The organism is Mesocryomonas fontinalis (assembly GCF_055730125.2).
The window spans coordinates 120,914-146,145 of the sequence record NZ_JBUZWG020000005.1 but is presented as its reverse complement, the minus strand read 5'-3'; the positions used below and the strand labels follow the sequence as shown (position 1 = coordinate 146,145).

General features: G+C 67.1%; 24 protein-coding genes, 1 tRNA gene and 1 riboswitch. Of the genes, 11 read left to right on the top strand and 14 right to left on the bottom strand.

Going from position 1 to position 25,232, the window contains the following annotated elements:
* Position 1: 1 nt before the first annotated feature.
* The 3 genes from ACZL02_RS13900 to ACZL02_RS13890 all read right to left on the bottom strand — a co-directional run bounded on the left by ACZL02_RS13900 (position 2) and on the right by ACZL02_RS13890 (position 3,270).
* On the bottom strand, positions 2–655 hold the full coding sequence (locus ACZL02_RS13900) for an urea amidolyase associated protein UAAP2 (protein ID WP_472936897.1): 654 nt from the start codon (positions 653–655) through the stop codon (positions 2–4).
* A gap of 10 nt (positions 656–665) precedes the next feature.
* The gene (locus ACZL02_RS13895) at positions 666–1,496 is read right to left on the bottom strand and encodes an urea amidolyase associated protein UAAP1 (protein WP_472936898.1); all 831 of its coding nucleotides are present in this window, start codon (positions 1,494–1,496) and stop codon (positions 666–668) included.
* Positions 1,497–1,755: 259 nt separating this feature from the next.
* Positions 1,756–1,868, bottom strand: a riboswitch (guanidine-I (ykkC/yxkD leader).
* Positions 1,869–1,989: 121 nt separating this feature from the next.
* A complete protein-coding gene (locus tag ACZL02_RS13890) occupies positions 1,990–3,270 on the bottom strand; it encodes an NAD(P)/FAD-dependent oxidoreductase (protein WP_472936899.1) in 1,281 nt (426 codons plus the stop codon).
* Positions 3,271–3,479: 209 nt separating this feature from the next.
* On the opposite strand from ACZL02_RS13890, the gene ACZL02_RS13885 reads away from it, so the two are divergent.
* The gene (locus tag ACZL02_RS13885) at positions 3,480–4,439 is read left to right on the top strand and encodes a 2-hydroxyacid dehydrogenase (RefSeq protein ID WP_472936900.1); all 960 of its coding nucleotides are present in this window, start codon (positions 3,480–3,482) and stop codon (positions 4,437–4,439) included.
* A gap of 65 nt (positions 4,440–4,504) precedes the next feature.
* Here ACZL02_RS13885 and ACZL02_RS13880 read toward each other — a convergent pair whose 3' ends face one another.
* The 4 genes from ACZL02_RS13880 to ACZL02_RS13865 are packed head-to-tail and all read right to left on the bottom strand — an operon-like array spanning position 4,505 to position 7,945.
* Positions 4,505–5,446 (bottom strand): branched-chain amino acid ABC transporter permease, encoded by a 942-nt coding sequence (locus ACZL02_RS13880; RefSeq protein WP_472936901.1) that lies wholly within the window; start codon positions 5,444–5,446, stop codon positions 4,505–4,507.
* Entirely contained in the window at positions 5,446–6,354 is a 909-nt protein-coding gene (locus ACZL02_RS13875; RefSeq protein WP_472936902.1) for a branched-chain amino acid ABC transporter permease, read from the bottom strand. Before ACZL02_RS13875 ends, ACZL02_RS13880 begins: the two co-directional genes overlap by 1 nt.
* Positions 6,351–7,124, bottom strand: a complete 774-nt coding sequence (locus ACZL02_RS13870; protein ID WP_472936903.1) for an ABC transporter ATP-binding protein — start codon at positions 7,122–7,124, stop codon at positions 6,351–6,353. The genes ACZL02_RS13875 and ACZL02_RS13870 overlap by 4 nt, the downstream gene beginning before the upstream one ends.
* A complete protein-coding gene (locus ACZL02_RS13865; RefSeq protein ID WP_472936904.1) occupies positions 7,121–7,945 on the bottom strand; it encodes an ABC transporter ATP-binding protein in 825 nt (274 codons plus the stop codon). Before ACZL02_RS13865 ends, ACZL02_RS13870 begins: the two co-directional genes overlap by 4 nt.
* A 194-nt stretch (positions 7,946–8,139) precedes the next feature.
* Here ACZL02_RS13865 and ACZL02_RS13860 point away from each other — a divergent pair, with 194 nt between their 5' ends.
* The 4 genes from ACZL02_RS13860 to ACZL02_RS13845 all read left to right on the top strand — a co-directional run bounded on the left by ACZL02_RS13860 (position 8,140) and on the right by ACZL02_RS13845 (position 12,422).
* The gene (locus tag ACZL02_RS13860; protein ID WP_472936905.1) at positions 8,140–8,514 is read left to right on the top strand and encodes a TIGR04076 family protein; all 375 of its coding nucleotides are present in this window, start codon (positions 8,140–8,142) and stop codon (positions 8,512–8,514) included.
* On the top strand, positions 8,511–9,566 hold the full coding sequence (locus ACZL02_RS13855; RefSeq protein ID WP_472936906.1) for an aldo/keto reductase: 1,056 nt from the start codon (positions 8,511–8,513) through the stop codon (positions 9,564–9,566). Before ACZL02_RS13860 ends, ACZL02_RS13855 begins: the two co-directional genes overlap by 4 nt.
* A gap of 41 nt (positions 9,567–9,607) precedes the next feature.
* A complete protein-coding gene (locus tag ACZL02_RS13850; RefSeq protein ID WP_472936907.1) occupies positions 9,608–10,867 on the top strand; it encodes an ABC transporter substrate-binding protein in 1,260 nt (419 codons plus the stop codon).
* A gap of 97 nt (positions 10,868–10,964) precedes the next feature.
* Entirely contained in the window at positions 10,965–12,422 is a 1,458-nt protein-coding gene (locus ACZL02_RS13845) for an aldo/keto reductase (RefSeq protein WP_472936908.1), read from the top strand.
* Here ACZL02_RS13845 and ACZL02_RS13840 read toward each other — a convergent pair.
* The gene (locus tag ACZL02_RS13840) at positions 12,386–13,918 is read right to left on the bottom strand and encodes a putative bifunctional diguanylate cyclase/phosphodiesterase (protein ID WP_472936909.1); all 1,533 of its coding nucleotides are present in this window, start codon (positions 13,916–13,918) and stop codon (positions 12,386–12,388) included. The genes ACZL02_RS13845 and ACZL02_RS13840 overlap by 37 nt on opposite strands.
* Positions 13,919–14,350: 432 nt before the next feature.
* Between ACZL02_RS13840 and ACZL02_RS13835 the strand changes: the two genes are divergently transcribed.
* Positions 14,351–14,695: a hypothetical protein gene (locus tag ACZL02_RS13835; protein ID WP_472936910.1), complete on the top strand. Its 345-nt coding sequence runs from the start codon at positions 14,351–14,353 to the stop codon at positions 14,693–14,695.
* A 167-nt stretch (positions 14,696–14,862) separates the two neighbouring features.
* On the opposite strand, the gene ACZL02_RS13830 is transcribed toward ACZL02_RS13835, so the two are convergent.
* Both ACZL02_RS13830 and ACZL02_RS13825 read right to left on the bottom strand, forming a co-directional pair.
* On the bottom strand, positions 14,863–15,606 hold the full coding sequence (locus tag ACZL02_RS13830) for an SIMPL domain-containing protein (protein WP_472936911.1): 744 nt from the start codon (positions 15,604–15,606) through the stop codon (positions 14,863–14,865).
* 208 nt (positions 15,607–15,814) lie between these two features.
* Entirely contained in the window at positions 15,815–16,312 is a 498-nt protein-coding gene (locus tag ACZL02_RS13825; RefSeq protein WP_472932873.1) for a Ros/MucR family transcriptional regulator, read from the bottom strand.
* A 577-nt stretch (positions 16,313–16,889) separates the two neighbouring features.
* On the opposite strand from ACZL02_RS13825, the gene ACZL02_RS13820 reads away from it, so the two are divergent.
* From ACZL02_RS13820 to ACZL02_RS13810, 3 genes are all read left to right on the top strand, one after another.
* Positions 16,890–17,657 carry an SDR family NAD(P)-dependent oxidoreductase gene (locus ACZL02_RS13820; protein ID WP_472936912.1) on the top strand — a complete coding sequence of 256 codons (768 nt, stop codon included), beginning with the start codon at positions 16,890–16,892 and terminating at the stop codon, positions 17,655–17,657.
* Between the two features lie 22 nt (positions 17,658–17,679).
* Positions 17,680–18,918, top strand: a complete 1,239-nt coding sequence (locus ACZL02_RS13815) for a D-arabinono-1,4-lactone oxidase (protein ID WP_472936913.1) — start codon at positions 17,680–17,682, stop codon at positions 18,916–18,918.
* 104 nt (positions 18,919–19,022) lie between these two features.
* Positions 19,023–19,190 (top strand): hypothetical protein, encoded by a 168-nt coding sequence (locus tag ACZL02_RS13810; RefSeq protein WP_472936914.1) that lies wholly within the window; start codon positions 19,023–19,025, stop codon positions 19,188–19,190.
* A 94-nt stretch (positions 19,191–19,284) separates the two neighbouring features.
* On the opposite strand, the gene ACZL02_RS13805 is transcribed toward ACZL02_RS13810, so the two are convergent.
* The 4 genes from ACZL02_RS13805 to ACZL02_RS13790 all read right to left on the bottom strand — a co-directional run bounded on the left by ACZL02_RS13805 (position 19,285) and on the right by ACZL02_RS13790 (position 23,049).
* Complete coding sequence (locus tag ACZL02_RS13805; protein WP_472936915.1) at positions 19,285–20,052, bottom strand: hypothetical protein; 768 nt, start codon at positions 20,050–20,052, stop codon at positions 19,285–19,287.
* A complete protein-coding gene (locus ACZL02_RS13800) occupies positions 20,028–20,435 on the bottom strand; it encodes a hypothetical protein (RefSeq protein ID WP_472936916.1) in 408 nt (135 codons plus the stop codon). Before ACZL02_RS13800 ends, ACZL02_RS13805 begins: the two co-directional genes overlap by 25 nt.
* 428 nt (positions 20,436–20,863) lie before the next feature.
* A tRNA-Ile gene (locus tag ACZL02_RS13795) sits at positions 20,864–20,940 on the bottom strand.
* 201 nt (positions 20,941–21,141) lie between these two features.
* The gene (locus tag ACZL02_RS13790; protein ID WP_472936917.1) at positions 21,142–23,049 is read right to left on the bottom strand and encodes a methyl-accepting chemotaxis protein; all 1,908 of its coding nucleotides are present in this window, start codon (positions 23,047–23,049) and stop codon (positions 21,142–21,144) included.
* 335 nt (positions 23,050–23,384) lie between these two features.
* On the opposite strand from ACZL02_RS13790, the gene ACZL02_RS13785 reads away from it, so the two are divergent.
* Both ACZL02_RS13785 and ACZL02_RS13780 read left to right on the top strand, forming a co-directional pair.
* Positions 23,385–24,458 carry a type III polyketide synthase gene (locus ACZL02_RS13785; protein ID WP_472936918.1) on the top strand — a complete coding sequence of 358 codons (1,074 nt, stop codon included), beginning with the start codon at positions 23,385–23,387 and terminating at the stop codon, positions 24,456–24,458.
* On the top strand, positions 24,455–25,210 hold the full coding sequence (locus ACZL02_RS13780; protein WP_472936919.1) for a methyltransferase domain-containing protein: 756 nt from the start codon (positions 24,455–24,457) through the stop codon (positions 25,208–25,210). Before ACZL02_RS13785 ends, ACZL02_RS13780 begins: the two co-directional genes overlap by 4 nt.
* The last annotated feature ends 22 nt before the right edge of the window (positions 25,211–25,232 follow it).

Below are 25,232 nucleotides of genomic sequence, written 5' to 3'. Positions count from 1 at the left end.
CTCAGAGCCCCGGCGCCGGCAGGATTTGCACCCGGATCGGCGTCGGGCGGAAGCCGTTGCAGGGATTGTTGACCTGCGGGCAGTTGGAGATGACGCAGAGCACGTCCATCGCCGCCACCATCTCCACCGTGCCGCCCGGCTCGGAAATGCCATCGGCGATGACGAGGTCGCCGTCCGGCGAGATCGGCACGTTCATGAAGAAGTTGATGTTCGGCACGACGTCGCGCTTGGTCATGCCGTAGCGCGAGACTTCGAGGATGAAGTTTTCGCGGCAGGCGTGCAGGAACTTCGTCTCGTGGCCGAAGCGGGCGGTGTTGGATTCGCAGGAGCAGGCGCCCGCCGAGGTGTCGTGCCGGCCGCAGCTGTCGGCGGTGACGGTCAGCATCACCCGGCCCTCGTTGGAGAGGAGGCGGGTGCCGGTGCCGACATAGGCCGCACCCTGCGCCCGGATCGTGTCCTGTGCGCTGTAGCGCTCGGCATGGTCGTCGGCGCGGTAGAACAGCGTGTCGATCGCCTGCTGGCCCTCCGTATCGATCAGCCGAAGCGTCTCGCCGCGGCGCACGATCCCCGACCAGGGGGCGCGGGCGGCAACGACCTGGTCGAGCCGGGGGAGGGGCGCGGCATGCGCCGGCGAACCGTCGAAAAGCGTGGTCATGGCGATCCCTTCAGACGGCGAGGTAGCGGGTGGTGTTCTCGAAGCCGCGGGCAGCTTCGGCGGAGGCGGTGCGGCAAAGGTCGGTCGCGGGATCCACGGCGGGCCCGCGGAACCGGACGAGGTCGACCGCGCCGGGGGCATAGCCCAGCGCAGGGTCGAGCGGGTGCGGCGCTGCCGAGACGACGAGGACGAGATCCATCTCGGCGCGGAGATCGACGAACGCCCCGACAGTCTTCGCGCTGCCGTTCCAGTCAACGGCCCCCGTCTCGTCGGCCACCGAGACCGGCGAAAAGAAGCTGATGCAAGGCGAGATGTCGCGGCGCGACAGGCCGAGCTTCAGCGCGCCCTGGATGAAGTTGTCGCGGGTGTTGCGGAAGGCGCCGGATCCGTACTGCGCAAGGGTCGAGGCGGCGTTCGAGCCTCCGACGAGGGCGTCGTGCGCGCCCGACGTGTCCTCGACGATCGACAGCAGCACGCGGCCCATGTCGGAGAAGATCACGCGCCCCTTCTGCAGCCGGGCGGTCCACTGGATCTTCAGCGTGTCGGCATGGTTCAGCCGTTCCGACGGATCGGCGGCGTTCCAGGCGAGCAGTGCCGCCGCGCCGGTGCCCTCGACGTCGACCAGCCGCAAGGTCTCGCCGCGCTTCAAGGCCGACGTCGTGTACCAGCCACCCGGAATGCTCTCGGTGGCGGTGATCGCCGCCGGATCGATCGGCGCCGCGTCAAGGGGCGTTGGCGCCGGCAAGGCCTGCGGCGATGCGCCGGTTCCGGCCGCCTTCAGCGCGTCGTAGCGGCGGCGGTGCGCGTCCATTTCGGCGCGGTCCTGCGGCGTGAGATCCATCGGTCGATCCTTCAGGCTGGCGTTTGGCTGAGTTGAGCGCAGGCGGCATACCGGCCGAGACGGTGCGGCGGCGGGCTGGCGACGGTCGGCGCCGCGAATGACGCGACGACCGTCGGGGCGAGGCCGTGCGGCATGGCGGAAGAGGGCATGGCGAAAGGCGGCATTTCGGAACGGAGGAGGGGCGCAGTCTCGGGTCTTGGCATCGGCATCCCTGACAAGCATTCGCGTCTCGGCAGGGCCGGTCCGCTGGGCTGGTGAGGTCTCCCGGGTTTTTATCCCGCCGTGCGCTGCGCGGATGTCTCCCGCCGCAGCGGCAGCTCTCGGACCAGCGCTCTTCCCGCGGGAAGAGCCGGAACCCTAGCTGCCAACTCGTGAGCACAGGAGCAACTGCCGTGCCAGTTCGCCTGTCGCCGGGCTTTGGCGCGTCGCTGGCAATGTCGCGTCGCGCGCGGCCGCTTCCCTGGGCAAGGTGCCCCGGAAAGCGGCAGAAGGTTCAGAGGCGGGAGGAGAGGTGCGCGATCTGGGAGCCGACCTCGTAATAGGCCTCGCGCGCGGCCCGCAGGTGCTGCGGCACCACCGGCGTCACCGGCAGCGGCAGCGCCGCTTCTGGGCACGTGCCGCCGATGTGCTCGGCCAGTACCTTGCCGAAGGCGGTGCCGGGTCCGATGCCGCGGCCGTTATAGCCGGAGAAGGAGACGACGTTGCGGGCGAGGCGGTGGAAGCGCGGCAGCGAGTCGGAGGTCATGCCGATCTTGCCGTACCATTCGGCCTCGAAGGCGATGTCGCCGATCTGCGGAAACAGGCGCTGCAGGCTGCGCCTCGCCCAGCGCCGGTGGATGGCCGTGCCGCTGCCCCGCAGCGCGCCGACGCTGCCGATGACGAGCCGCCCCGCCTGGTCGAAGCGGAAGGAGGAGAGCACGTCCTTGGTATCCCAGGCGCCTTGCCGGCCCGGCAGGATCGAGCGCTTGAGATTGTCCGACAGCGGCACGGTCGCGATGTTGAAATAGGGAAGATGCACGATCTCGGCGCGGATTTCCGGCCAGGGCGCGCTGGTATAGGCGTTGGTCGCGACGACGATCCAGTCGGCCGATACCGACCCGCCGGGCGTCTTCACCTGCCAGCCCGTGCCCTTCTCCTCGAAGCCCTCGACCGGGCTTGCGGTGAAGATCTCGGCGCCGGCGGCGAGCGCGGCGGCCGCGAGGCCGCGGACATAGGCGAGCGGCTGGATCGTGCCGGCGCGGCGGTCGAGGAGAGCGGACGAGTAGGCTGTCGATCCGACGACGGACGCGGTCTGGGCCGCGTCGAGAAGCTCGACGTCGGCGCCGCGGGCTTGCCACTGCCGTGCCCGCTCGGCAAGTTCGCTCCGGCCCTTCTCGCCGACGCCGCAATGCAGCGTGCCGTTGGTCTCGGGCTCGCAGGCGATGGCGTGCTGGGCGACGAGGTCGAAGACCAGACGCGGTGCTTGGCCGAGAAGGTCGAGAATCCGCTCGCCATGCGTCGTCCCGAGCGCCTTCGGCACGTCGTCCGGCATCACCCAGAGGCCCGCATTGACGAGGCCGACATTGCGGCCCGAGCCGCCGAAGCCGATCTCCGCGCCCTCCAACACGATGACGCGCGCCCCGGCTTCGGCGAGGTGCAGCGCGGCGGAAAGGCCGGTGAAGCCGGCGCCGACGATGACGACGTCCGCCGTCCGGTCGCCAGCAAGGCTTCTCGTCTCCGGGGCTTTTGGCGCGGTACGCTCCCACAGACCGTGCGAGCGGGGATCATTCTGCATTCGGGCTCCGAAGGACGGGAGTCGCGGGAACGGCGACGGGCGGCATGACAGCACTGAGCCGCGGTGCTTGTACAGGCCGGCGGCAGACGCGAAGCGACGCCGCATTGGAAAAACCGCTGGCAGGCGCTTTCCCGCCGCCGCCAAGCGTATAGAAATGGGGGAACGGTCCCGACACCGTGACCCGGAACCTCCTCTCGAGAAGGCAGAGCATGCGCCCGAAAATCGTCGTCACCCGCCGGCTTCCCCAGGCAGTGGAGGCCCGCTGGCGCCGTGACTATGAGGGCGTCCTCAACGAAAGCGACGCTGTCTACGGTGCCGACGCGCTGCTGCAGCTGGCCGATGGCGCCGACGCGCTCCTCTGCGCGCCGGGCGACAAGATCGACGCCGCGCTGATCGCCCGGTTGCCCGACACGATCAAGGTGGTCGGCACGTTCTCGGTCGGCTACGACCACGTCGATGCGAAAGCCCTGCGCGCCCGCGGCATTGCCCTTTGCAACACGCCCGACGTGCTGTCGCTCGCCACGGCCGAGGTGACCTTGCTGCTGATCCTCGCGGCCGCCCGCCGCGCCGGCGAGGCCGAGCGCCTGCTGCGCGCCGGAGAGTGGACCGGCTGGGCGCCGACGCAGCTCATCGGCACGCAGATCTCGGGGCGCCGGCTCGGCATCTACGGCATGGGCCGCATCGGCCGCGAGGTTGCCGCCATGGCGCGCGGCTTCTCGATGGAGGTGCACTACCGCAACCGCACGCGGCTTGCGCCCGAGCTCGAGGCCGGCGCCATCTTCCACGACAGCGACGAGAGCCTTCTCGGCGTCTCCGACGTGCTCTCGCTGAACGCTCCCTCGACGCCGGACACCTATCGCTGGCTCAACGCCGAGCGGATCGAGCGCCTCCCGCAAGGCGCGATCGTGGTGAATGCCGCGCGCGGAACGCTGGTCGACGATGCCGCCCTCGTCGCGGCGTTGCAGTCGGGACGCGTCAGCGCGGCGGGCCTCGACGTCTATGATGGCGAGCCGAAAGTGAACCCGGCCTACCTCGCGCTCGACAACGTTGTGCTGCTGCCGCACCTCGGCAGCGCCACCGCGACCGCCCGCGACGCCATGGGCTTTCTCGCCCTCGACGGTATTGATGCGGTGTTGCGCGGCGAGACGCCGCCGAACCTCGTGGCGTAGGCGGAAGGCGATCCTTTTCCTTCAGCGTTGAGCCTCGAGCCTTTAGCGTTGGGCCGGGCCGCAGCTCAAGCCTTGGGCGCCGCCCGCAGCTTCTCGCCGAACAGGCCGCGCGGGCGGACGGCGAGGATCGTGCAGAGCATGACGCCGATCAGGACGAGTTGAAGCGCGCTGGCCCTCGCCTGGTATTCGGCCGGCACGAAGGCCGAGACGCCGGCGCTGGAGAGGCTCCAGATGCCCCAGACGAGGATCGCGCCGGCGATGGCGCCGCGGTTGCTGCCGGCGCCGCCGATGATCAGCATCGCCCAGACCTGGAAGGTGAAGTTCGGGAGGTAGTTGTTGGGCGCGATGAAACCGATGAAGTGCGCCTGCATTGCCCCGCCGAGCCCCATGATCGCGCCGCCGATGGCAAAGGCCTGCAGCCGGTAGCGGACCGGGCTCTTGCCGAGCGAGGCGGCTGCCGTCTCGTCCTCGCGGATGGCCCTGAGCACCCGGCCCCAGGGGCTGCGCGCGAGCTTTTCCATCACGAGGTAGACGGCAAGCGTCGTGATGGCGGCGAGCGCGAGGTTGCCGGCGCCGAAGAGCAGCGGCCGGTCGGCGAAGCTCTCGAAGCCGCGCGGGATGAAGCCGATGCCGAAAGGGCCGCCGGTCAGCGCCTTCGCGTTCAGCGCGACGAGGTGGATGACCACTGCGACGCCGAAGGTGGTGATGGCGAGATAGTCCGAGCGGAGCCGGAGCGTGATGCCGCCGACGGCCGCCGCGATCAGCCCGCTCGCCAGCATCGCGCCGAGCCAGCCGAGCGGCATCGGCAGCGCGAAGCCGCCGAGATGGCCGGCGGTCTCCGGCGTCGTCAGGATCGCCGAGGTATAGGCGCCGACCGCGACGAAGCCGGCAATGCCGACATTGAACAGGCCGGTCATGCCCCATTGCAAGTTGAGCCCGATACAGACGACGGCGAAGGCCAGCGCCGTGGTCAGGAAGAAGGCGCCATAGGCGGCAAAGGCGAGCATCAGGCGCGTCCCCCGAACAGGCCGCTCGGACGGATCAGCAGCATCAGGATCAGCAGCATGAAGGACACCGCCGCGCGCCATTCGGCGCCGATGAACTGCACCGTCGCGGCTTCCGAAATGCCGATGATCACCGCCCCGAGGATAGCGCCCGGCACGCTGCCGATGCCGCCGAGGATCGCCGCCGAGAACAGCGGCAGCAGGAGGTCGAAGCCCATATAGGGACGGATCTGGACGAGGATGCCGGTCATCGTGCCGGCGGCGGCGGCGAGCGATCCGCCGAGGATCCAGGTGAGCTGCACGACCCGGTCGACGTCGATCCCCGCCACCTTCGCCAGCGCCGGGTTTTCGGCGACGGCCCGCATCGACCGTCCGGCCTGGCTACGGGTGACGAAGAGGTGGACGAGGACGAGAAGCAGAAGGGTGATCACGATCAGCGCGCCCTGGTCGGGCGTCACCCGCATGCCGAGCCCCAGGCGCGTGGCGATCTGCAGGTCGCGGCTGAAGTAGACAGGGCTTGACGAGAAGGCGAACTCGATGAGGCTGCGCAGCGCGATCGAGGCGCCGAAGCTTGCCATCACGACGACGATGGTCGTCGACTTCTCGCGCAGCCGCTTGAAAAGGACGACGTCGAGGAGCACCGCGAGGCCCGCCGTCAGCAGCATCGCCACGGCGCCGGCAACGAGCACGCTCCAGGCGAAGGAGAAGGGCGCCAGCGGCGGCAGCGCCGCGCCGAGCAGCGCCGAAAGGGCGAAGCTGATGCTCCAGGCGGCATAGGCGCCGAAGGTCATCAGCTCGCCATGGGCGAAATTGGCAAAGCGCAGGATCGAATAGGTCAGCGTCACGCCGATGGCGCCGAGGCCGATCATCAGGCCGGTGAGGAGGCCGTCGACGAGAAATTGCAGGCTCATGCCGCGTCCTCCGGCGACATCATCGGCACAAGTGGCGGCGTCGGCGCCAGCACGGCGCGACGGCCGCCGAGGTAGAGCTCGGCGATGGCGGGATCGCCCAGCAAGGCTGCGGCGGGGCCTTCGTGTCGCTCGCGGCCCTCGGCGAGGATCACGCCACGGTCGGCGATGGCGAGCGCGGCGCGCGCGTTCTGCTCGACGAGGAGGATGGTCACACCCTCGGCGCGGATCTCGGCAAGCTTGGCGAACACTAGCGAGACGAGTTTCGGCGACAGGCCGGCGGAGGGCTCGTCGAGCATCAGGACGTCCGGCTCGACGATCAGCGCGCGGGCGACGGCGAGCATCTGCCGCTGCCCGCCGGAGAGCCGGCCGGCGGCGAGCGTGCGACGGCCGGCAAGGTCGGGGAACAGCGCCTCGACCCGGGCGATCCGCCCGGCGCGCTCCGCTGCGGGTACGATGCCGGCGGCGAGCTTCAAATTGTCGATGATCGACATCGAGGGAAACACGTTCTCGGTCTGCGGCACGAAACCGAGGCCATGCCGGACCATCTGGTGCGCCGGCAGCCGGGTGATGTCCTCGCCGCGCAGCCGCACCGTGCCCGCGCTGATCGGGACGAGGCCGGCGACGGCCTTGATCAGCGTCGACTTGCCGGTGCCGTTCGGCCCGAGGATGGCGACGATCTCGCCCTTCGCAAGGCTGAGGCTGGCGCCGTTGACGATCGGCACGCCCGGCTCGTAGCCGGCGACGAGGCCGGAAATCTCGAGGATCGTCATGCCGCGACGCCGCCGAGATAGGCGTCGATCACCGCGGCATCGCGTGACACCGCGTCCGGCGTGCCCTCGGCGATCACCTTGCCCGAGGCCATGACGAGTGCCCGACCGCAGAGCCGCGCCACCATGTCCATGTTGTGCTCGATCAGGAGGAAGGTCATCCCGGAACGGTTGAGCTCGGCGATGCGCTCGATGATCGTCTCGAGAAGGCTCGGATTGACGCCCGCCGCCGGCTCGTCGAGGAGGATCACGGACGGGTCCGCCATCAGCACGCGGGCCAGTTCCAGGAGCTTGCGCTGGCCGCCGGACAGCATGCGGGCCGGCTGGTCCGCCAGCCGAGACAGCGTCACGAAGTCGATCAGCGCCCGCGCCTTCTCCCGCGCCGCCCGCTCCTCCCGGCGGACGCGGCCGGTCGCGAACCAGTTCGGCAGGATGTGCTCGCCGGCCTGGTGCTGGCGGCCGAGCAGCACGTTGTCGAGCACGCTGAGCTCGGGAAAGGGGCGGGGGATCTGGAAGGTGCGGGCGAGCCCGGCGCCGATCCGCCGGTGCGGGGCGAGGGTGTCGATGCGCCGGTCGCCGAGCGAGATGGTGCCGGCGGTCGGGGTCTGGCTGCCGGCGAGGCAGTCGAACAGCGTGGTCTTGCCGGCACCGTTCGGCCCGATCAGGCCGAGGATCTCGCCCGCGGCAAGATCAAAGGAGACGCCGTCCACCGCGGCCACTCCGCCGAAACGCTTCACCACGGCGCGGGCCGACAGGATGCCCGCGGCTCGGTCTGGCAACACGCCCGCGGCATGCGCCACGCGAGGGGGCGGGGAGGCCGTCATATCCACAGGCCTCGGCCCTCTTTCGGTCGCCGAAGCGAGAGCGCACAGGCTGCGCGCATCTGGGCCTGCATATGATTGTGCCGCCGGATTATCTGTGATCAAACTCCGGGCACATTAGGCAGCAACGCCCGGTCTCGCAACCCGCGGACGGCGTCGGTCGCTGCCACACAGGACTTCTTCACAGGGCGTATCGCGTGACGGAAACATGGGCCGATAGTGGCGGCGACGACAGCTTCGAGCTTTATGACCTGAGGGTCGAGGCGATCATCCCGCCCGGTGGCGCGGTCTATTGCGGCGCCAAGGCCGGCGATCATTTCGAGGTGCGCGGCGAGATGGTGTCGATGCCGGCCGGTCAGGGTTTCTCGCTCTACTCGATCGCTGCCGTCCTGCCGCTGCTGCCGGCCAAGCAGCGGGCCCTCCACGCCAATGACTGGATGGCGAGCGACGCCGAGATCGCCTGTCCGGATCCCAATTGTTCCAGCCGGCTGCGCATCACCCGCCTCGGCAAGCGCCGCTTCTTCCATAGCCAGACCACCGCCGTGCCCTTGCCGTCGGGAGAGACGGCGTGAGCGCGCCCGAGCGGCTGCGCCTTGCCCCCGGCTACGAGATCTCCCGCGTCATCCGTGGCGGGTGGCAGCTCGCCGGTGGCCATGGCGAGATCGACAACGACCGGGCCGTCGACGACCTGATCGCCGCCTATGATGCGGGGATCACCACCTTCGACTGCGCCGACATCTATACCGGCGTCGAGGAAATCTACGGCGCCTTTCGCCTGAAGCTTGCCGAGACCCGCGGCACTGCGGCGCTGGCGCGCGTGCGCATTCACACGAAAATGGTGCCGGATCTGTCGCTACTGACGCGCGTCACCAAGCGGGACATCGAGGCGCTGGTCGACCGCTCGCGCGCCCGGCTCGGCATGGAGCGGCTGGACCTCGTGCAGTTCCATTGGTGGGACTACGACGCGCCGCTCTGGCTCGACGTGTTTCACTGGCTCGACGAGATCCGCCGGGACGGGCGCATCCTCCATGTCGGCGGCACGAACTTCGATGCGCCGCGCATCCGGGCGGTGCGCGAGGCCAGCATTCCGCTGTTCTCGATGCAGGTGCAGTATTCCGTGCTCGACGCCCGGCCGGAGTGCCATCTCGTGCCGCTCGCTCGCGAAGAGGGCATCGCGCTGTTCTGCTACGGCTCGGTCGCCGGCGGCTTCCTGTCCGAGCGCTGGCTGGGTGCGTCCGAGCCCGAGCATCCGATGGAGAACCGCTCGCTCACCAAGTACAAGCTGATCATCGACGATTTCGGCGGCTGGGACCTGTTCCAGCAGCTGCTGCGGGCACTCGCCGGCGTCGGCGCGCGGCATGGCGCCGATATCGCGACCGTCGCCGGGCGGTATGTGCTCGATCGCGCCGGGGTTGCCGCGATCATCGTCGGCGCGCGCAACCGCGCCCACGTCGCCGCCAACGCCGCCGTTTCCGCCTTGACCCTTTCCGCCGCCGACGTCGCCGAGATCGACGCGGTGCTGGCCGAGCGGCAGGGGCCGGAGGGCGACATCTATGCGCTCGAGCGCGACCGCACGGGGCGGCACGGCTCGATCATGAAATACGAGCTCAACACCAAAGCCTGAGGCCGTGGGGACCTCAGCTTTTCCGTCACCGGGGGGATGAAATGAACAGACTGCTGCTGATGACGACCGCCGCCGGCCTCGCCTTGTCGGCGCCGGCGCTTGCCGCCGACTGCAAGATCACCGTCGGCGTGGTGATGGAACTGACCGGACCTGCCGGCGAGTACGGCCAGGCTGGCGCCAAATCGGTCGAGATGGCCTTTCGCGACATCAACGAGGCCGGCGGCATCCGCGGCTGCACATTGGCCACCGACACCCGCGACTCGCAGAGCACGGGCAGCGTCGCCGTCGATGTCGCGACCCAGCTGGTGCAGATCGCCAAGGTGCCGGCGATCATCGGCGGCATCATCTCGTCGGTGACGATCCCAATCCTCACCTCGGTGACCGCACCGGCGAAGGTGGTGCAGATCTCGCCGGCCTCGTCCTCGCCGACGCTGACCGCACTCGGCCGCGACGGCAAGACCGGCGGTATCTTCTTCCGCACCATCACCTCGGATGCGCTGCAAGGCACCGCCGCGGCGAAATACGCGCTCGACCAGGGTTTCAAGAAGATCGCCGTCGTCCACGTCAACAACGACTTCGGCGTCAACATGTACGGCGAGTTCAAGAAAGCCTACGAGGCGCTCGGCGGCACGATCGTTTCCACCACGCCCTACAACGAGAACCAGGCGAGCTACCAGTCGGAGGCGACCGCCGCGATGGAGGGCGAGCCGGACGGGCTCTACCTCATCTCGACGCCGGTCGACGGCGCCACCATCGCCCGCGCCTGGATCTCCGGCGGCGGCACGCCGAAGTTCCTCCTGAACGACGGCATGAACAGCCCGGACTTCATCAAGAGCGTCGGCGCGCAGTATCTGAACGAAGCCTACGGCACCTCGTCCGGCACCAGCCCGACCAAGTCGACCGAGTATTTCACGGCGAACTACGAGGCTTTCTCCGGGGGTATCGCCGCCAGCAACCCGGCCGCCGACCGGTCCTATGATGCCGGCGCGATCCTCGGCCTCGCCATCGCCGCTGCCGGCTCCGAGAAGTCGCTGGAGATTCGCGACGCCATCGCGAGGGTGGTCGACCCCAAGGGGGAGGTGATCTATGCCGGCAAGGAAGAGTTCGCCAAGGGCCTCAAGCTCCTCTCCGAGGGCAAGCCGATCCGCTACGAGGGCGTCATCGGTCCGGTCGCCTTCGACCAGTATGGCGACATCACCGGGCCTTTCCGGCTGTGGAAGATCACCGACGGCGCCGTTGCCACCACCGGCGAGATCTCGACCGACGAGATCAACGCGCTGAAGACTAAGATCGGCGGCTGATCGCCTGATCGTCCTGACAGTCCGGGCGAACGGCAAGCGCCGCTCGCCCGGACCTCATAGAGGCGTGGCGCCTTGGCCTCGCCGGAATGGAAACGACATGACCCTGCAGCGCACCGAACTCGCCCCCGGCCTAGAGATCAGCCGGATCGTCACCGGCCTCTGGCAGGTGGCCGACATGGAGCGGGGCGGGACGCTGCTCGATCCGGTCAAGGCTGCCGCCGACATGGCGGCGTATGCGGGCGACGGCTTCGACACGTTCGACATGGCCGATCACTACGGCAGCGCCGAGGTGATCACCGGCGAGCTGCTGGCGCAGCAGCGCCGCGACGGTCTCCCGGTCTCGACCGCCTTCACCAAATGGTGCCCGACGCCGGGGCCGATGACCGCCGAGGCGGTGCGCGAGGGCGTCAAGCGCAGCCTCGACCGGATGCGGCTCGACCGTATCGACCTGATGCAGTTCCACTGGTGGACCTTGGAGCACCCCGGCTACATCGACGCGATGAAAGAACTCGCGAAACTCCGCGACGAAGGGCTGATCGGCGCCATCGGCGTCACCAACTTCAATACCGACCATCTGCGCGTGCTGGTCGGCGAGGGCATTCCGGTCGTCTCCAACCAGGTGTCGTTCTCCGTGCTCGACCGGCGGGCGAGCGGGATCATGAGCGAGTTCTGCCTCGCCAACGGCATTCGCCTCCTCGCCTATGGCACGCTCGCCGGCGGGCTGCTCTCGGAGCGGTGGCTCGGCGTCGCGGAGCCGGATGGGCTCTCCGACTGGAGCAAGATGAAGTACAAGCGCTTCGTCGGAGAGATCGGCGGCTGGGACGTGTTCCAGTCGGTGCTGTCGGCGCTGAAGTCCGTCGCCGATCGGCATGGCGCCTCGATCCCCAACGTCGCGACGCGCCTGATCCTAGACCGTAAGGCGGTCGCCGCCGTCATCGTCGGCGCCCGGCTCGGCGAGCGCCAGCACCGCGAGGACAACGCCGCGGTGTTCGCCCTGGCGCTCGATGCCGAGGACCATTTGGTGCTCGACGCCGCCTTTGCCGGCACGCGGATGCTGCCCGGCGACTGCGGCGACGAGTATCGCAAGCCGCCCTTCCTCACCGCGTCCGGCGATCTCAGCCACCATCTCGGCGCGCTGCCGAAGTTCTACACCGCGGTTCCCATCGCCAACCGGCCGGACCGCTTGCGCGTCGACAGCGGCAGCATCTGGGAAGAGATCTGCGGCTTCAGCCGGGCGGTGCGCGTCGGCGAGCGCATCCTCGTCAGCGGCACCACCGCGACGGCGCCGGACGGCAGCGTCGTCTGCCCCGACGATCCGGCGGGCCAGGCCGTCTTCATCCTCGACAAGATCGCCGCCAGCATCGCAGCGCTCGGCGGCAGCCTCGACGATGTCGTGCGCACGCGGGTCTACCTGAGGGATGCCGACGACTGGGAGCCGGTCTCGCGGGTCCATGGCCGCTATTTCGCCGAGGCCCGGCCGGCCAATACGCTCTACGCCGTCGGCAATCTCGTCGGTGACTACCGGGTGGAGATCGAGGCCGAAGCCGTCGTGTAATCTTCCCCGGCGGGCGCCTCGCTCCGCCGGGCGATCCATTCCACCAGCGCCGCCTTCGGCATGGGGCGCGCGATGAAGTAGCCCTGGAAGAGCGTGCAGCCCGCCGCCTTGGCGAGGACGAACTGCTCCTCGGTCTCGATGCCCTCGGCGACGACGCCGAGCTGCATGGCGGCGGCGACGTTGACCATCGCGCTGACGAGGACGTTGTCGGCGACGGTTTCTCCGAGCCGGGCGACGAAGCTGCGGTCGATCTTGATGGTGTCTATCGGAAACGTCCTCAGGTAGGCGAAGCCGCAATAGCCGGTGCCGAAGTCGTCGAGCGAGATCCGCAGCCCCAGTCCCCGAAGCGCTTCGATGCGCCTCAGAACGTCCGGATTGGCGCTCATCGCCATGGACTCCGTCACCTCGAGGGTGACCCGCGACGGTGAGACGCCGCTCTCCGCAAGCGTCCGCGCGACCATGTCGACGACGTCGTCGCGCTTCAGCTGGCAAGGCGAGATGTTCACGGCGACGCCGAGGTCGCCGAAGTCGCGGGCGTCGCTGAGGGCACGCCGGAGTACCCATTCGCCGAGGAGGTCGATGACATGCGAGCGCTCGGCGACCGGAATGAAATCGCTGGGCGCGATCGGGCCGCGCACCGGGTGGTTCCAGCGCAGCAGGCTCTCGTAACCGCGCACCGTGCCGCTGGGCTCGGTGATCGGCTGGTAGACGAGATGCAGCTCGTCGAGGAGGATCGCGGCGCGCAGCTCGCGCTCGATGAAGCGGTGATGCCGGCGGTCGCGCAGCATGTCGTCGTGGAACAGCGTCGCCTGCCCGCGACCCTTGCGCTTGGCCTCGTAGAGCGCGAGGTCGGCACACTGCATCAGCTCGTTGAAGAAGACGCTGTGCAGCGGCGTCAGGGCGATGCCGATCGAGGCGGACAAGGTGATGGCCCGTCCGTCGAAGAACACCGGCTGGTGCAAGGCGTCGAGGCAGTTCCGGCAGAAGGCTTCGGCGGCCGCGGCGTCGGCGACCGGGGCGAAGACGCCGAACTCGTCGCCGCCCAGCCTCCCGACGATCGCATCGGGAAAGCTGCGGCGCAGGGTTTTCGCGAGGTGCCGCAGGGCGAAATCGCCCGCGGTATGGCCGAGGCTGTCGTTCAGCGTTTTCAGATAGTCCATATCGACGGCGAACAGCGCCGACGTGCGCCCGGGCCCGACGCGCTGCAATTCTTCCGATGACGCCGACAGAAAGACCCGGCGGGTCAGCGCACCGGTGATCTCGTCCTCCGTCAGGAGGGCGTCCCGGGCGATCTTGCTGCGTTCGGCGTCGACGAACAGCGCCACGATCTGGCCACGCATGCGCCGCAGCAGCAGCAGGCCGACCAGCCCGAGTGCAAAGCAGAGGCCCGAGATCGGCAACGTCGCCTTGGCCCCGGCGGGATGCATCATGCCGAGCATCGACAGGCAGAGGCCGGAGATGAAGCAGGCCATCAGGGCGTAATAGCTGAAGCGCATCACCTGTCGGGGATGTCGTCCAAGGCTGGGCACTCGGTCACCTGCTGCGAAGATCCATCTTGTGCTGTCTTTGCGGCAGCGCACCCTAAAATATTACTAATAGGAACATCTTGTTGCGCGATAGCTATACATAGAAGCACCCTGTGCGTTCTTGGGCCGGGCGCGAATATTTAGGTAGCTGAAGACCGCCCTGGAGATGGCGTCTGAGGAGGCGGTTCGAAGTCCGCGCGGAGACATCCGCAACCTGTCGGCTTTGCCTTTCCGGCAGCCGGTAGACTGAATGTGTCGCTCGGCCGCTAGACCTCTGCCGCTTTGCCGCTCTGCCTGAATGACCGATGAACGCCGCTTTCCGGCTTCATTCAGGTGCCAGAGCCGATGGTCGTCTCATCGCTGGCGATGGGCCGGCCGATCGATTGCAACGGGAGAACCACCATGTTCAGCCACTTTTTCCGCACCGTCCTCGTCGCCGCGACACTTTCCGGCGGTGCCGTGATCGCCGCGCCTGCCTCTGCTGCCCCGATCGGCGTGACCGTCATGGCTCCCCAGGGTGGCAACGTCCTGTTGGCGCAGCGCTATGATCGCCGCGACGACCGTCGCTACGAGCGTGGCTGCTCGCCGCGCCAGGCGCTGCGCAAGGCCTCCCGCATGGGCGTCAACCGCGCCGGCATCGTCCGCGACAACCGCCGGGCCGTCGTGGTCGACGGGCGCAAGAGGGGCCGTTACATCTCCGTATCGTTCGCGCAGGAGCGCGGCTGCCCGGTCATCAACGTCCGATAGGCCGCGTCTCGCCGAGGGCTTCGCGAGCAATCTCCCGTCGCGGTGCCCTTCTCTCGGGAAGGGCTCCGTTCTGGCCGGGACCGGTCAGGGGGCACCCTCTCCAAAAAAAGAAGGCCGCGTCTCCCGGGAGACGCGGCCTTTTCTCTTTGATGCCGTGCGATTTGGGGTCAGTTTCCGGCCGGCCCACCGATCTCGAACACCATCCGCACCGTCGCGCGGACCGTGTTCTCGCCCGCCTCGACCGGCACGCTCTTGTCCATGGGCGCGGCTGCGAGGGCCATGCGGGCCATTTCCATCGGCTGCGGCGGGGTTCCCTGATCCGCGCTGTCGATCGAGAAGACGGCGCCGAGCGGGACACCCGCGGCTTCGGCCAGAGCTGTCGCCGTCGCCGTCGCGTCCTTCACCGCGTCCTTCCGGGCGGCGGTGCGCAGCGGCGCGGGATCGGAGACGGTAAAGCTGATGTCGCCGCCCTGGTTGACACCGAGGCTCACCGCCTTGTCGAGCACCGCGCCGACGGCGGCGATGTCGCGGATCCGCACCGAAAGCGTGTTGCGCACCTCATAGCCGATGAGGACCGGCGGCTTCTGCGTCCCGTCCTGGGTCTGGTCGTAGCGGTATTGGGGGGTGATCGCGAAGCCGGAGGTCTGCAGATCGCGGCTCTCGATCTTCAGGCCCTTGATCGCCTCGGTGACTTCGCCCATCGCCTTGTTGGCTTCGTCCAGCGCGGCGCGCGCCGTCTCGCCGGTGCGCAGGACCGTCAGGTTGGTCATGGCGATATCCGGCTTGGCAGAGGCTTCGCCGACGCCGGTGACAACGATCTGCCGCGGTGGCGTCGTTGGCTCGGCGTGTGCGGGAAGGGCGGCCAGACCGAGGGGTAGAACGGTGAGAGCCAGAAGGGACGAACGAATCATGGGGCGGTCTCCATAGAAGATCGCCCCTGATGTCACGCGATTGTGGCCAAAGGCGAGAGCCTTCGCGCAGTCTCTCGCTGGTACCCAAACTTCGATGCAGCTTCGATAACTCAGCGTCGACTTGCTTGGTCTTCGATTTACAAAGACCTTGATCGAGCTTGGAACCCGGACCGCCGGTTCTGAGCCGGCGGCGCGGATATCATTCGCCTCAGGCGGCTTCGGCGTCCGGGGCCTTGGCCTTCTTCGCGCGGGCAGGCTTTGCCGCCGGCGCCGGCTCTTCCGCTACGTCGGCGGTCTTCTTGCGGCCGAGGCCGAGGCTCAGGGCGAGTTCCGAGCGCTTGGCGGCATAGCCGGCTGCAACCATCGGGTAATCGTTCGGAAGGCCCCACTTGCGGCGATATTCGTCCGGGCTCATGTCGAACTTGGTGGCAAGGTGGCGCTTCATCGACTTGAAGTGCTTACCGTCTTCCAGGCAGATGATGTATTCAGGCGTGATCGACTTCTTGATCGGAACGGCAGGTACCAACGCCACGGCTTCCTTGACGGGCTCCGGCGTGCTCGTTCCGATCGCGGTCAGCGCGCTGTAGACGCTGGCAATCACCGCAGGCAGGTCTGCAACCGCCACGTGATTATTAGCGACATACGCGGCGATGATGCTCGCGGCCAGTTCGACTGTGTTGGTAGAGCTGTCGATCTCGTAGTCCATTAGGATGCTTTCTGACAAATTTGACTAGGTTGTCTCGTAGGACATGCCTGGTATGTATCATTGATTGCCGCCGGATCAATCCAATACTTGAATTATTTCCAGCGAAAGTTCGTCTTGAAATCAAATAATCCGATGTTTGCACCGTAACGATGGCCCGTTGGGTCTACGTGGCCTAAAATTGCCGCCTGCGACCCTATCACTGCGCAGAGTATCTCCGCCGATCCGAATCATGACCGCCGACCACTATAATATTACACGAGCCAAGCTTGAGCCGGCGACTTGGAGGCTGCAGGCAACTAGCCCGAGCCGGGTTTTTGCAGCCGCTGGCTGTATGAGTGTTTGCCGTTGCAGCAGAAGGAGGTGCCGCCAGACCCCAGCCGGCTAATGCGGTTTTGTGGTTTTCTCGCGGCAAAACTCGCGTGCTATTTGCGAGGTTCCCGCTTCCGCAGCGGAAAATTGCCTGCCACTCTGGCGGTCGTTGACGAAGCGGTACCGTTCGCTCGTCGGGCGCAGAAGTTTTGCCGCGCGGACTTGCTGACGCGATCGGGTCTGCTGATGGGAATGAAGGAGGGCTGACTTGTCGGGACGTTTGCAAGGCTATCATGCGCTGATCTCCGGTGGCGCGACGGGATGCGGCGGCGCGGCGGCTACGCTGTTTGCCGCCGAGGGCGCGCGGGTCGCGATCGTCGACCGGCAGCGCGAGGCCGGCGAGGCGCTCGCCGACAGCATCCGGGCCGACGGCGGTAAAGCGATCTTCTGCCATGCCGACGTCTCCCGCCGCGACGAGGTCGAGGCGGCGGTGGCGCGGGCGAGCGAGGCCTTCGGTGCGCCGACGCTCCTCTTCAACCACGCCGGCTCGATCGTCGTGAAGCCGTTCCTCGAAACCACCGACGAAGACTACGACTGGCTGATGGACGTGAACGTGCGCTCGATGTTTTTGATGACGCGCGCCGTTCTGCCGGGAATGCTGGCCGCCGGCGGCGGCCGCATCGTCTGCACCTCGTCGATCTCCGCCGTCGCCGGCTCGCCGATGGAAGTGCTCTATGGGGCGACGAAGGGCGCGGTGCACATGTTCGCTCGCGCCAACGCCGTCGAATTCCGCGACCGCAACATCCGCTGCAATGCCGTCTGCCCCGGCTTCATCCAGACCGCCCATGGCAGCCGCGAGGTGGAGGAGTTGACGCGCTACGGCGTCGACGTGTCCGATGCCGCGATCGCGGCGGCGCAGGGGCGGATGTGCCGGCCGGAGGAGGTGGCGAGCGCCGCTCTGTTCCTGCTCAGCGACGAGGCGAGCTTCGTCAACGGAACGCACCTGTTCGTCGACAACGGCTTCACCGCCGCCTGACCGCTATCCCGGGGAGAGCTGCATGACCTTCGAAAAAGGTGGCCTCTGGCGCAACTGGGTGGGCAACCAGTCCTGCATCGCCCGCTACAAGGCTGCGCCCGAGAGCGAGGACCAGCTTGCCGAGATGGTCAGCGAGGCCGCCGGGCGTAGCCTCAACGTCCGGGTCGCCGGCTCCGGCCATTCCTTCACGCCGGTCGTCGGCACCGGCGGCCTGCTGCTGTCGCTGGCCGGCCTCAGCGGTGTTCTCGGCGTCGACGGCAGCCGGGTCCGGGTGGCCGCGGGTACAAGGATCGGCGATATCGGCAGGGCGCTGAAGCAGCATGGGCTGTCGCTCGCCAACCAGGGCGACATCGACACGCAGGCGGTGGCCGGCGCTTTCACCACCGGCACGCACGGCACCGGCGCGCGGCTCGGCTGCCTCGCTTCACAGGTCGCGGCGCTGCGCCTGGTGCAGCCGGACGGCAGCATCCTCGTCGTCGACGGGACGGACCGCGACCTGCTGCTCGCCGCCCGCGTATCGCTCGGCACGCTCGGGGTCATCTCGGAGATGACGCTCGATACCTTGCCGGCCTACCGCCTGCACGAACACCTCTGGCGCGACGACTTCGAGACCTGCATGGCGCGGCACGACGAGCTGGCCGCCAACCATCGGCATTTCGGCTTCTTCTGGTGCCCCGTCGCGGAGAGCCGTCATCTCTATTGCCTCGACGACACGTCGGAGGCGCCGTGGTCGACCACGACGAAAGCCGCCGACATCTGCGAGATGAAGGTGATGGACATCACCGAGCGGCCGGAAATGTCCTCGCGCTACGAGAAGATCGCCTATTCCTCGGACATCTATCCCATCGAATACGTGCCGAACTTCCACGAGCTCGAATATGCCGTCCCGGTCCAGCACGGAAAGGACGCCGTCCGCGCCGTTCGCGCGCTCATGCTGACGCGGCACACCAACTGCATCTTCCCGATAGAGTACCGCTTCACCGCCGGCGACGGCGCCTGGCTGAGCCCTTTCCACGAGCGCGACTCGGTCTCGCTCTCGGTCTCCGGCCAGCCGGGCATCGACTACTGGGATTTCCTCAAGGACGTCGACCAGATCCTGCGCGAGTTCGGCTCCCGCCCGCATTGGGGCAAGCTGCATTTCCTGGATACCGACGACGTGACGGCGCTCTACCCCCGCGCGGACGATTTTCGCGCGCTGCGGCGCCGGCTCGACCCGAACGGGGTGTTTCTTAACGATCACGTCCGAATGCTGCTCGGCTGAAACCGGCCGTTGCGGCGTCCCCGCGCAGCAAAGGTCTTGCGGGGAACGGGCGCCACCCCTATGGCGAGCCGTCGGTCGACAAGCGGCCGTCTAAGGAACGACAAATGCCGGACGACGAGAAGACTGCACCACCACCGCCCGAGGTCCCCGAGACCATTGCAGCCAAGACCGCCCGCCTGAAGGCGCTCCGCCTCCAACAGAAGGAAGCGGTCGCCACACGTGTCGCCCGAGCCACGCGCAAAGCCCGAGCCCGGCGCGATATCCTCGGCTAGCGCGTCGGTGACCAGGCGGATGCACACTGCGCCTGGGAGCAGGGCAAGCTGCCGACCCTGATGGGGTCATGAAGGTTACTGCGTGATAAAGAAGTCAGGCTGCCAGTCGACGGAAATCCACTGCACCAGCGTTCACATCGATCAGCTTCGCCGTCCGGTTCAAGATCAAGAGTTGATCTGATCCAAATCGTGAGCGATGCGACAGAGCCGCTACTGTCCGCGGCTTTTCATCCAGCCGACGAATGTCATCGAGCTTCATGTAGCAGGATGATACCGAGATCGGCGATGGGCTTACGATCTCAACTGCTACAGTCCGATCTTCCGTATCGATCAGCGCGTCGACTGTCCAAGAATGAGTTGAAGCGCCGGAAATTGGGGCGTTGACCTTTACTCTGGTAGCGCCAAAAGCCTCAATAAGCCGCTCGATTACAGAGTCTCGTAAATCAATTTCGAGCCTACGGGCGAGCTTTTCGGACGTAACTTCGATACATCGCTTTGCCGCGTCTGCGATGATCGCCACGATCCCAGCAATGTTTAAGGGAGTTGCTTCGGCTTCGAATATTTCAAAGCTGTTAAACCGAATTCCAGCTTCTTCCGCCACCTTCTTTGCGGAGCGCCGAAAGATGCCGAGCGCGCCCATCATGTCAGCCTCCGCATAAGCTGCGCCATCATCGGTTACAAGGCAGCGATCATTTTCAAAGGACACACGAACAGTCACGTGGGCACCCGACGGGAAAAGCACAGGGGTCGTGATGACGCCGCCATTGCCGTAGGAGCGAACGCGCACGAGCTCCATCGCGATGCGGTCCAGCGCTTCCTTGGGGGACCCGAATCCCATCAGATTTGTAGCACTGGTGCCCATGGTGGTTCTGGAATTTCTCCTGTGTTCTGGATCTTCAACGTATCACCAATGTAGAGCATCAGTTTGTAAAAATCTGGCGGTTCGGGGTCGATTGGTTTGGCAACAGGCAAATTTTTGCTCTGCATGACGTCAAGGCCTAGCGCTGCGTTCTCCGGAAAATCATGAATGCTCGTATACGGGCTGGTTCCACGGAGATCCGGCGGACCTAGTTTATTGGTGTGCGGCTGTCTAGGGCGCCAGTCGACACGCGCAATACGATAATCGTTACCGTCAATATCGATATGCAATTGGAATGCGATGCGCTCGTCTGGCTCATCGGCCCATGCTGTGACGGTGATCGAGACGCCGGTTATATCGAAGCCACAATCGCAAGCGATCGGCATTCTGAGGTATCGAGCCTTCTGCCGATCAGGCCGCCAACCTAGCGGCCCTAACGCGATCTTTGGCGCTTCATAGGCGGCCTGCGGCCTGCATGATGTTCAAAATTAACTGCTCATCAGCCATGCCGCGCCGTGCTGCTCTCGTCTCTCGCCTCGCGGCACTTCAACTCCGCCACTGGATCATAATTCGAGTTGAATCCGCAATCGTCTCGCAGGCTCTGGGTGTAATCGTGTTTACGAAAGGAGGCAGTCCTTCGCGACGGAAAAGCGTCTGGGCCGGCAAAAGGCAGCGCCGGCCGTATCTGATGGTAACTGGAGCCAGCTGAATGAAATTCAGCTTTGGAATCGTTTGACGAACGACCCTGATTTTCAAGCAATCAGATATAAGCCTTATCGCCTCACATCTACCATCAGCTATTAGAATATATGTTTGGTAGGCCCGGAGGGACTCGAACCCCCAACCAAGCGGTTATGAGCCGCCGGCTCTAACCAATTGAGCTACAGGCCCGCCTGTCAGTGGCGTAGCGGAAAGTTGGGGCGGTCTCAAGGGGAGCTGGCGGGATCGCCGGATTCCGGTGTTGGGGTGGGGTAGGCGGCCGAGCGTTACGGCTGGCGGTGGCCGGACGGGGCGGACATCGGCCCGCCCTGCGGATATCAGCCGCCCGGCGGGTATCAGGCCGCCCGGCTCGGCGTCAGGAGCATCCGCCGTTCAGAACTGGGCCCATTCGTCGGCGCTGTGCTTCGGCACGGCGCCGCTTTGGCCGACGGTGCGCAGCTGTGTGACGGTGCGGGCAGCCGGGGGACGCACGGCGGTCGGTCGCGCTGACCTTGTGCCGCCGCCGGCGGTCCGGAAGCGCTCGACGAGGCCGGCGAGTTCCTCGGTTTCGCTGGTCAGGCTTTCCGCGGCGGCCGTGGTCTCCTCGACCATCGCGGCGTTCTGCTGGGTGACCTTGTCCATCTGGTCGGCGGCGACCGAGACCTCGCGCAGGCTGACCGCCTGCTCGGCGGCGCGCACCGCGATCTGCGAGACCAGACCATTCATCCGCACCACCTGTTCCATGATCTCCGACAGCGATTCGCCCGAGGTGGTGACGAGGGCGACTCCCTGGACGACCTGGCCCTTCGACGTCGAGATCAGCTCCTTGATCTGCTTGGCCGCCTCGGCCGAGCGCTGGGCAAGGCCGCGCACTTCCTGCGCCACCACCGCAAAGCCTCGGCCGGCGTCGCCAGCCCGGGCCGCCTCGACGCCGGCGTTGAGGGCGAGGAGGTTGGTCTGGAAGGCGATCTCGTCGATGACCCCGATGATCTTGCCGATCTCGTCGGACGACTTCTGGATGTCGGTCATGGCGACGACGGCGCGGCCGACGACGTCGCTGCCCCGCTCGGCGGTCTTCTGCGTCGTTTCGGCGGCGGCCTGCGCATGGCGGGCGCCGGCGGCCGTCTCGTTGATCGTGCCGGTGACTTCGCTGAGCGCGGCGACCGTCTCCTCGAGGCTCGCGGCTTGCTGCTCGGTGCGGCTCGCCAGGTCGTTCGAGGCGACGGAGATCTCGTGCAGGCCGGTGCGGATCGTGCCGGACGCCTTGACCACCGCGCCGATCGTCTGGTCGAGCGTCTCGACGGTGCCGTTGAACTTCTCGCGGATCGGCTCGAATTCGGGCGCGACGGCTTTCGTCATCCGGGCGGTGAGGTCGCCGGAAGACAGCGCGGCAAAGCCCTGATCGATGTCGAGGACGAAGGACTTCAGCTCGTCGGTTCGCGCTTGGTCGGCCAAGGCCCGCCGGTCGCGCTCGGCATCGGCCTCGGCGCGCTTTGTTTCAGTTTGTGCCGCAAGCGCCCGGCGCTCGGTCTCGGCGGTGCGGAACACCGTCAGCGCATTCGTCATCGCGCCGATCTCGTCGTCCCGGCCGGTCGCGGGTATCTCGGCCTCGAGCCGTCCGCCGGCGAGCGCGCGCATCGCCGACGTCACGGCCACCAGCGGCGCGATCACCCGGCGGCGGAGGGCGAGCACGCCGAGAAGCAGAACTGTGAGCGCCAACGCGACCGAACCCAGCTGCCAGAGGGTGGCGCCGAAAGCGCGGGAGCGCGAACCGTCCTCCAGCGATCCGTTCAGCTGGATCGCGGTGGCGACGAGCGCCTCGATGCCCTTGCGGTGCTCGGAGTAGAGGCCTTGCAGCTCGGCGTAGATCTTCTGCTCGGCCGCCGCGTTCCCCTCGCGCGCTGCCGGCAGGTAGGCGGTCTCGAGCGTCGACCAGAATTGCTCAGCCGGGCGGTCCGCCGCGTCGAGCGCCGCCTTGACGTCGGCGGGGAGCGCCGAGTTGCGCCAGTGGGCGAGACGCTCGTCATAGGCCGTCTTCAGCCGGGCGAGTTCCGACTGGGTCGCGTCGACCGCGTTGGCGCCCTCGTGGCTGAGGACCAGGTCGAGATAGGCTTCGATCAGGAAGGCCGGCGGGGGCATGATGTCGGCGAGAAGGTCCTTGCCGTCGACGACCTGTTCGTAGACGGGACCGCCGACTTTCAGTTCGTTCAGCTGATAGGCGCCGATCGTGCCGGCGACGCCGATGCCGAGGCTTACCACCAGAGAGAATGCGTAAAGTGTCTGCCCGACCCGTAATGCCATTTCGCCACCGTCCGTAAAGGAGAAGGGCGATGAACCGCCCCGTTGGCCGGAGCCAGTAGCCCCCTATCCATAAGCCCGGCTTAAAGGAATCCGGAAGATATTCAGTGAGTGCCAAACAAAAGCGTGATGGAACTAAGGCGCTTTACCACTGGGAGGAGCAGGAGTGCGCGCCGCGAATGCAGCGTGCCGCTGGCGCCGTCGCCTGTGGCGTCCTCCGTTACCCACGGAAAGCGCGGTGGACGCTGCTATACATATTGGTAACCTGACGATTGGCATGCGACCGGGCGTCCTCTCCAACGTTTGGGTCCTGCAGACTCAATCGGATCGAGACGCCTTTGCAAACCGCCTATTTGAACCGGACGGCGACCGCCGTTCCCGCCCATGAAGTCCACCGCTATTTCCTCGATTTCGCTACCGCGCAGCTCGACGGCGATCCGCGCCGGCAGGCCGTGTTCCGGCGCATGGCCGACAAGGGCGGCATCGAGCACCGCTATTCCTGCCTCATCCCGACGGACGATCCGCAAGGCCCCTCGGTCGATGCGGAAGGCGTCTATGCCCGCGGCAGCTTCCCGGGCACCGGGCGGCGCATGGACCTCTTCGAGCGGCATGCGCCGGCGCTGGCGCAGCAGGCGGTGGAGAAGCTGCTGCCGGCCTCGGAGCGCGCCGGCATCACCCACCTCGTCGTCACCAGTTGCACCGGTTTCTCGGCGCCGGGCATCGATCTCGAGATCGTCGCGCGCTGCGGCCTGCGCGCTTCCGTCGAGCGGACGATGATCGGCTTCATGGGCTGCTACGCCGCGATCAACGCCTTGAAGGTGGCGCGCCACATCGTCCGGTCCGAACCTGCCGCCCGCGTGCTCGTCGTCAATATCGAGCTCTGCACGCTGCATCTCAAGGAGACGACGGATCTCGAGCGTCTCCTGTCGTTCTGCCTCTGGGGCGACGGCTGCGCGGCCTCGCTCGTCAGCGCCGACCCCGCGGGCTTCCGGCTCGACAGCTTCCGGGCGCTTCTGGCGGCCGAAAGCCGCGACCTGATGACGTGGAGCGTGCGCGACGACGGCTTCGACATGGTGTTGTCGGGCCAGGTTCCGACGGCGATCCAGCGCACGCTCGGCGATCAGCGCACCGAGATCATCGGCGATGTCCCGACGGACGAGATAGATCTCTGGGCCGTGCATCCCGGCGGGCGCTCCGTGCTGGACGCGGTCGAACGCGCCCTCGATTTGCCGGCAACCGCGCTCGACCCCTCGCGCAACGTGCTGCGCGACAACGGCAACATGTCGTCGGCGACGGTGATGTTCGTTTTGGAGAAGATGCTGGAGACCGCGTCCGCCGGTAGCAAGGGATGCGGCATGGCGTTCGGGCCGGGCCTGACCGCCGAGACGATGCTGTTCGAGGCGGTCGGATGAGCGGGGAAAAGAACGGTCTCGCGGCGCGGCAGGTAGAGGCCGAGATCCTCGATCATCTCGCCGAGAACGATCCGCGCGCCATCGCCTCGCGCGGCGACCTTCGCCGGGTCAACATCCTGATGGGCCAGCCCGGCATCACCGCCGGCCTCCTCAGGGCCAATGTGAAGCAGCCACCGAAACGGCTGCTGGAGATCGGTTCGGGCGACGGGACCTTCATGCTGCGCGTCGCGCGCAAGCTCGCACGAGACTGGCCGGGCGTCGAGGTGACGCTGCTCGACCGTCAGGACCTCGTCGCCGCGGAGTGCCACCGCGGCTTCGAAGCGCTCGGCTGGCGCCTGAAGGTCGTCACCGCCGACATCTTCGAATGGCTCGACCGTCCGCGCGGTGACGGCACCGAGGGCGGGATCTTCGACGCCATCTCGACCAATCTGTTCCTGCATCATTTCGAGGACGCACCGCTGTCACGCCTGCTGCACGGGCTGGCACGGCGGGCACCGGTCTTCATCGCCACCGAACCGTTGCGGGCGCGGTTTCCGCTCCTGGCCTCCAGCATGCTGCGCGTCGTCGGTGCCAATGACGTGACGCGCAACGACGCGCCGGCGAGCGTCCGGGCCGGTTTCCGCGGGCAGGAGATTTCCGCGCTCTGGCCGGCAGATCCCGCGGCCAGGCTCGAGGAGCGCCGACGGGGCCTGTTCACCCATGTCTTCACCGTCAGCCCGGACGATGGAGATGTGGCGCGGCGCGTTCGCTGACGGCAGCGGATTTTGCGCGGGT

Coding starts and splice junctions, on each gene's coding strand:
- ACZL02_RS13870 (WP_472936903.1), bottom strand. CDS start 7,124: ATGACGATCCTCGAGATTTCCGGCCTCGTCGCCGGCTACGAGCCGGGC.
- ACZL02_RS13825 (WP_472932873.1), bottom strand. CDS start 16,312: ATGGACTACGAGATCGACAGCTCTACCAACACAGTCGAACTGGCCGCG.
- ACZL02_RS13815 (WP_472936913.1), top strand. CDS start 17,680: ATGACCTTCGAAAAAGGTGGCCTCTGGCGCAACTGGGTGGGCAACCAG.
- ACZL02_RS13890 (WP_472936899.1), bottom strand. CDS start 3,270: ATGCAGAATGATCCCCGCTCGCACGGTCTGTGGGAGCGTACCGCGCCA.
- ACZL02_RS13790 (WP_472936917.1), bottom strand. CDS start 23,049: ATGGCATTACGGGTCGGGCAGACACTTTACGCATTCTCTCTGGTGGTA.
- ACZL02_RS13895 (WP_472936898.1), bottom strand. CDS start 1,496: ATGGATCTCACGCCGCAGGACCGCGCCGAAATGGACGCGCACCGCCGC.
- ACZL02_RS13835 (WP_472936910.1), top strand. CDS start 14,351: ATGTTCAGCCACTTTTTCCGCACCGTCCTCGTCGCCGCGACACTTTCC.
- ACZL02_RS13800 (WP_472936916.1), bottom strand. CDS start 20,435: ATGCCGATCGCTTGCGATTGTGGCTTCGATATAACCGGCGTCTCGATC.
- ACZL02_RS13885 (WP_472936900.1), top strand. CDS start 3,480: ATGCGCCCGAAAATCGTCGTCACCCGCCGGCTTCCCCAGGCAGTGGAG.
- ACZL02_RS13830 (WP_472936911.1), bottom strand. CDS start 15,606: ATGATTCGTTCGTCCCTTCTGGCTCTCACCGTTCTACCCCTCGGTCTG.
- ACZL02_RS13865 (WP_472936904.1), bottom strand. CDS start 7,945: ATGACGGCCTCCCCGCCCCCTCGCGTGGCGCATGCCGCGGGCGTGTTG.
- ACZL02_RS13805 (WP_472936915.1), bottom strand. CDS start 20,052: ATGGGCACCAGTGCTACAAATCTGATGGGATTCGGGTCCCCCAAGGAA.
- ACZL02_RS13880 (WP_472936901.1), bottom strand. CDS start 5,446: ATGCTCGCCTTTGCCGCCTATGGCGCCTTCTTCCTGACCACGGCGCTG.
- ACZL02_RS13845 (WP_472936908.1), top strand. CDS start 10,965: ATGACCCTGCAGCGCACCGAACTCGCCCCCGGCCTAGAGATCAGCCGG.
- ACZL02_RS13810 (WP_472936914.1), top strand. CDS start 19,023: ATGCCGGACGACGAGAAGACTGCACCACCACCGCCCGAGGTCCCCGAG.
- ACZL02_RS13900 (WP_472936897.1), bottom strand. CDS start 655: ATGACCACGCTTTTCGACGGTTCGCCGGCGCATGCCGCGCCCCTCCCC.
- ACZL02_RS13850 (WP_472936907.1), top strand. CDS start 9,608: ATGAACAGACTGCTGCTGATGACGACCGCCGCCGGCCTCGCCTTGTCG.
- ACZL02_RS13780 (WP_472936919.1), top strand. CDS start 24,455: ATGAGCGGGGAAAAGAACGGTCTCGCGGCGCGGCAGGTAGAGGCCGAG.
- ACZL02_RS13840 (WP_472936909.1), bottom strand. CDS start 13,918: ATGCGCTTCAGCTATTACGCCCTGATGGCCTGCTTCATCTCCGGCCTC.
- ACZL02_RS13875 (WP_472936902.1), bottom strand. CDS start 6,354: ATGAGCCTGCAATTTCTCGTCGACGGCCTCCTCACCGGCCTGATGATC.